The sequence below is a fragment of the Arcicella sp. GW458-12-2-14-TSB2 genome, from assembly GCF_059423785.1.
Genome location: NZ_JBWKYN010000051.1, coordinates 25,717 through 32,068, shown reverse-complemented (window position 1 = coordinate 32,068; position 6,352 = coordinate 25,717). Strand labels below are relative to the sequence as shown.

At 35.5% G+C, this 6,352-nt stretch carries 2 protein-coding genes; both read right to left on the bottom strand.

Going from position 1 to position 6,352, the window contains the following annotated elements:
* Positions 1 to 141: 141 nt before the first annotated feature.
* The gene (locus tag AC07XN_RS09615; protein ID WP_309917717.1) at positions 142 to 4,245 is read right to left on the bottom strand and encodes a hybrid sensor histidine kinase/response regulator transcription factor; all 4,104 of its coding nucleotides are present in this window, start codon (positions 4,243 to 4,245) and stop codon (positions 142 to 144) included.
* 399 nt (positions 4,246 to 4,644) lie between these two features.
* Positions 4,645 to 6,327 (bottom strand): endo-1,4-beta-xylanase, encoded by a 1,683-nt coding sequence (locus tag AC07XN_RS09610; protein WP_494742881.1) that lies wholly within the window; start codon positions 6,325 to 6,327, stop codon positions 4,645 to 4,647.
* Positions 6,328 to 6,352 lie beyond the last annotated feature (25 nt).

Sequence of the window (6,352 nt, the reverse complement as noted above, 5' to 3'; positions counted from 1 at the left end):
GGTAAATATTTTATTTAACTTAATAATTATAAAACCAAAATATTGGCTGTTTATATAAGATTTTGAGCAAATTTAAACTGAGAAAAAAGAGTCCAATCGTATATACTAAACGTTTTTATATGATTGGCCTCTTTTAACTAATTATTCTGAATCAACTAATGCAACATTTTTATTAAGCATCACGTATTCAGATGGCGATATGTTGTATTTTGCTTTAAAAGCTCTAGCAAAATAATTTGGATTTGAAAAGCCCACAGAGTATGCTATTTGGGATATTTTTATATCATTCTTTTGCAAAAGTGTAATTGCTTTCTTCAATTTTTGCGACCTTACATATTCCACTGGAGTCTCACCAGTAAGGCTTAAAACTTTGCTGTAAAGTGTTCCTCGACTAACGAACATGGCTTTGCTCAATTCTTCTACTGATAAATTGGGGTTTTCGATATGTTCTTCCACATAACGTGAAAACTTCAACAAAAACTTTTCGTCTTCTGAGACAAACTCAGCTTCAGGGGTCTCCAATTGAATATGCTTACTGTATGTATTTTTCAATAAACTATTCAAACTAAGCAAATTTTCTATTTTAATGTTGAGCAAATGAAAATTGAATGGTTTCGACAAATAATCACTTGCCCCTGATTCCAATCCTTTCATTTGGTCTATTTCATCAGATAAAACAGTCAACATAATAACAGGAATATGCTTGGTACGATTATCACTTTTAATTTTGCGTACCATCTCTACACCATCCATTCTTGGCATATTTACATCGCTGACTATTACCTGAGGATGGCATGACAAGGCCTTTTGCCAACCCTTTATACCATCGGCGGCTTCTATTATTTTATATTTTGTTTTCAGACTTTCAACCAAATAAGCTCTTAAATCGTCATCATCATCCACAATCAATACAACAGGCATATCAATTTTAGGAGGCTCATTTTTAGCAAACCCACCAATCAAATCAGATGTTTCATTTGAAACGATTGGAGAGGTAGATTGCTGAAAAGTAATTGGCAAAAGTGGCAGAGATATAGTAAAAGCACTTCCTATATCTTCCTCACTTTCTACTTTAATGGTTCCACCGTGAAGTTTGATAAACTCTTGAGCGATTGAAAGACCTATTCCACTTCCCTGATTTAATATGTCAGCGCTGTTATTTACTTGGAAAAATCTTTCAAAAATCTTGTCGGTCATTTCTTTTGGCAATCCGATGCCAGTATCACGTAGAATCAACCTGATACCTGTTTCGCCATCGCCTGCAATTTGAAGGCTAACACTTCCGCCTTCATTGGTGAATTTTATAGCATTAGAAAACAAGTTGATTAGCACTCGTTCTAATTTATCCTTATCAAAACTAGTATGGTAGTTACTATATGAACTCACAAAATGTAGAGAGATATTTTTCCTTACGGCTATATATTTGAAAGAATCTACAATTTCCTGCGCGAATGTAATCAAATCGCCATCTGTTGCGTGCAGCGTCAATTCATTGTCTTCAATTTTTCTAAAATCAAGCAATTGGTTTACCAAATTCAAAAGTCTTTTGGCATTGCGACCTATCAAATTAAGCATTTCCAGCTTTTCTGTACTTTTCTCTTGAAACATCAAGTTCTCTATCGGATTCAAGACAAGTGTCAAAGGAGTTTTTAACTCATGGCTTAGGTTCGTCAGGAATTTAATCTTAATTTGCTCTAACTCTATTTTTTTCTCTGCTTCGTGTCGTTCCTTTTCAATCATATGTTTTACCTCCAAACGTTCCTGTTCTCTGGCAAACTTATTCTTGAATTTTTCAATAGAACGTTTTCTGATAGCCCAAATGGCACCTGAAACCATGATACAATAGAAAAAATAGGCATAATACGTCCGCCAAAACGGAGGCTTCACAATAATATCAATAACTTTTTCGGGTGTCTGCCATGAGCCATCCTCACTATATGCTTTTAGTCTGAAGATATATTTCCCTGGGTCAAGGTTAGTATAAACAGCCGTATTGGCCGTTCCTACTTGGTTCCACTCTTTGTCGAATCCTTCTAATTTATAAGAATACCTATTTTCATGTGGAGCTGTGTAATTGAGGGCGATAAAGTCTAAAGAAAAATTCTGTTTATAACTCAACACCATTTCTTTTGCTGTCGAGATGTGTTCAGTTATTTCGGCATTTTCACCAGGATTTATTTGTTTGTTATTAATCTTCAAACTAGTAATTACCAGCGTAGGAATATTCTTTTTCTGGAAAATACTAGCAGGATTGAAGTAGTTAAAGCCTGCCAGTCCACCAAAAAACAATTGTCCGTCTGAAGTTTTCAAACCAGCCCCAATATTAAAGTTGCTCTGCTGAACGCCATTATAATGTGTAAAATTTCTAAATACCTTCTTGTCAGGGTCAAATGAACTGATGCCCTTATTAGTACTTATCCATATTTTGCCTTTTTCATCTTCCAAAATTTTGTAAACAACATCATTTGACAAAGAATTTCTTTCATCAAAGCGTTCAAATGTTTTTGTTTGAGGCTTATATAAACAAAGCCCCCCTCCCCATGCACCAACCCATATTTTGCCAGAACGGTCACAGTAAATACTCTGGACTTTGTCTATCGGGAGTCCATTCCTATCGTGGTTTAATACCTGAAACCGTTTCTCACTTGGATAATAAACAGCTATTCCTGAACCGTTTGAGCCAATCCAGATATTCCCCATTTTATCTTGCTCAATAGTGGTGATAAAACCATTCAAAGGGAATTTCTGAGCAGATGCCAATTGAAAAACTTTATCAGATGATTCCATTACATCCCGCTGTGGGTCGTATAAATAAACCCCATTGCCATTTGTACCTAGCCAAATTTTCCCATTTTTATCTGCTTTTATGCAGTTGATAGGTATGTTTACATCATCCGTGTTGCTTTTTGGAAGGTGAAAATACCTAGAAGCACCCGTTGCCATATTTATGGTATATAAACCAACTTGATATGTTCCTACCCAAAGCGTATTACCAACAGATTGTAAAGCGATAATAGATGCTCTATTTGCCTTTTTATCTTTTAAATCATAACGTCTTATTAGCCCTGTTTTTCTGTTAAATACATTCAGCCCTGCACCTTCTGTTCCAATAAAGATATCTCCAGAAGGACTTTCGGAAAAGGCCATTATTGAACTGCCCGTCAATCCGTTAGGATCAAAGGGATTGAATTTTTTATAGTTAAAGAACGCCAGATTCGTATCATATTTATTTACGCCACCTTGATGAACACCTATCCAATATACACCATTATTATCAATGTAAATATCCCTAATTGATCGTCCAGAAGTACTAGGCGTAAAGCCATCTTGCTCTACAATCGAACTTTTGACACTGATTGCCTTCTCTGTTTGCGGATTAAATATGTCGATGCCTATTTCTGTACCTACCCAAAGCTGCCCGTCTTTATCAAATACTACCTTAATTATATGATTATTGGAAAGAGAATTAGGGTTGTTTGAATCATGTTTGTAATTGCGAAACGTACCCTTTTTTGTGTCCATTACATTTATTCCCCCTTCTTCAGTACCAATCCAAAGTTTACCATACTTGTCAGCCGTGATGCTCTTTATATTGTTCCATGAAATACTTGCTGGATTATTCGGGTTGTGTAAAAACCTTGTAAATCGTTCGCTCTTTCTGTCATAAACATGTAAACCTTCGTCGGTACCAACCCAAATGTTGTTATGACTATCTTCAAATAGTGAGCGAATCATATTTGAATTTAATTTTGTGGTGTTTGAAGGGTCTGCTTTAAAGACATTAGTTTTTTTCGAGACTGGATCTAGCACAAATAAACCAGAATAAGTTCCAACCCAAATTTTGCCCGAATGGTCAGCACATAATGATATAATCCAGCCTAGCGTACTAAAATCGTAATTAGTAAATGAATTCAAATTCAGATTATAAATAGACAAAGTCAGATTAGTCGCCACCCAAATGTTACCAGCTTTATCCTGAGTCATGGCTGTTATTGGGCCACTTCCGATACTTGTACTATCGTTTTCTTTATGGCGATATTCAGTAAAATTTTGACCATCAAACCTATTGAGTCCGTCTTCAGTCCCAAACCACATAAAGCCATTCTTGTCTTTTACAATGGCATTGATGGAATTGGAGGTGAGCCCATTTCTGCTACTGAAATTAATAAATTTATATTCTTTCTGTTGCCCGTGAATCCAGTGAGCAACAAAAATAAAAATTAATAAAAAGTAACATTTCTTCATTTTTACAGTCTTTAACACATCAACCATCAGTTGGATTTTTTCATTATAGTCATTGCCCAATTTAACATAATTTTATTTTAGGCCCTATCTGTTGCTACTGTTAGTAGTATTTACAAAAGCTAATTATTCATAAATCTTACTGTTAGTTCAAAATTTTGTTATAATCCGCATATGAAACAAACAGACGAATTAAGGTAAGCGTTTATTGTTGTATTTAACAAATAAGCTAATATTTCTTGATTTTAAAAATAGTGGTTAGGTAAATTACTCATACCCATTTATTGAAATAATCCCTAACAAATTGCTAGGGATTATAAACGAAACGGGTAGTTATATATTAATGGATAGGGTTATATAGTAAATAGTGGTTTATTTTTAAAGGATAAACACTTCTCCTTATTATTTCATATTTGCTTTGATAGATTCAGCTACGTAAGAATAAGCTACTTTTCTTACATAATCTTTTGTCCATAGACCAATCGGCTCATCTGCTCTCCAGCTTGAATTGGCAGGACTGTCTAGTGGACTCCACAACGTGATACCGTATCTCTGTGCGGCAGGTATAAGCTCAAAATATTTGTCGATAACATATTTATACATTTCAGCCTGTGCCTGATATTGTGCCTGAGTTGCATTAGCTGTTTTCACACTACCTAAGCCAATATCCAATTCTGAAATTTTTATCACTTTCCCTGTAGCAGCTAACAGCTTAAACATATCTGCAATCTTGGTTTTATCCGACTTGATATCAATGTGCATTTGAGTACCAATACCATCAACCTTTGCACCTTTTCCTTCGATATAGCTTACATATGCGATTAATCCCCGACATTTTTCCAGACTGTATTCCAAATTGTAATCATTGATGAAAAGTATATCACTAGCATTCCCATATTTTCTAGCTAACTTAAAAGCAGTTACAGCATAATCTTTACCCATATAATCTTGCCAATAAAATTCATCAGCGGCTAAAGTTTTGCCTACTCCTGTTTTAAGTTCATAAGGTTTGCCATCATCCATTGGCTCGTTTACTACATCCCATGCTTTTACATAAGGCTTACTTACTGTCAACATACCCGACATCCATTTATCCAAGGCATTGGTAATGAGTGTGTTCTTTTGCTCAGCAGTTTTTTCTTTTGTTTGTACACTACCTGTAGCATTGTACTTTGTTAAAGTAATATTATCAAAGTAAAAATTAGTGGCAGTTTTACCAAGATTAAAAGCAATTGCACCGCAAGTAGCCATATCTGCAGTAATTGTAATCTCTTTGGTATAAGTAGTCCAAGTTGGAGTAGCCGAAATAGTTCCAAAAAAGTCCCAGTGTTTGTATGCACCTGGTGTTACATGTGCTTGAGTTGAGTAAGATGCGGCAACATCTGCTTTCACATCCATTTTAAGGGTGTATTTTTCTCCTAAAACAGCTGCAGGAGAAAATTTTAAGAAAAATTGAGATTCCCAATCATTGGCACGAACACTTGCATTTGTTATTTTCAACGCTCTCCCCACACCGTTGGCACCCCCGCCCACTGCAGTGTAAGATGTTACTGCATTAGCATTACCTTCAAAATTAGTGGTAATATTATCTTCAAAATCAGCAGCTGTGATTAAATCCCAACCAGGACCAGTTGATGACAAGATATCAGGTGCAATTATCTTTTTCAAATAGGTGGCATTTTGATTAGCATGCCAACATAATGTATGTCCATATACAGTAATCCCACCATCTTTGGCTGCTGCTAATAATTTACTGACGTTATCCAGTGCTAAGCTACCATCGGCTTGTACTACTGCACCATGCTTCATTTCATAGCCTAAAACTATTTCATCGAAGTTTTTATTGGCAAGGCGATACATTACGCCTTTGTTGACATAGTCAGAAAGCGAAAGAGCAACCCCAAACTTAAAATTGGGGTATGTAGTGCGATTGATATAAGATTTTAATGCAGGATAAGCATCAATATCTTCCTGAGCAGTAGCGCTTTCAGGTTTGATGACGCTAAACTCTAGCGCCTCATATTTGGTACAAGAAGTCACCATCAATGTGGTCAGACCTAGTACTACTTTATATAATTTATTCATAAAATAACTGTTCTAGTTAGACAAA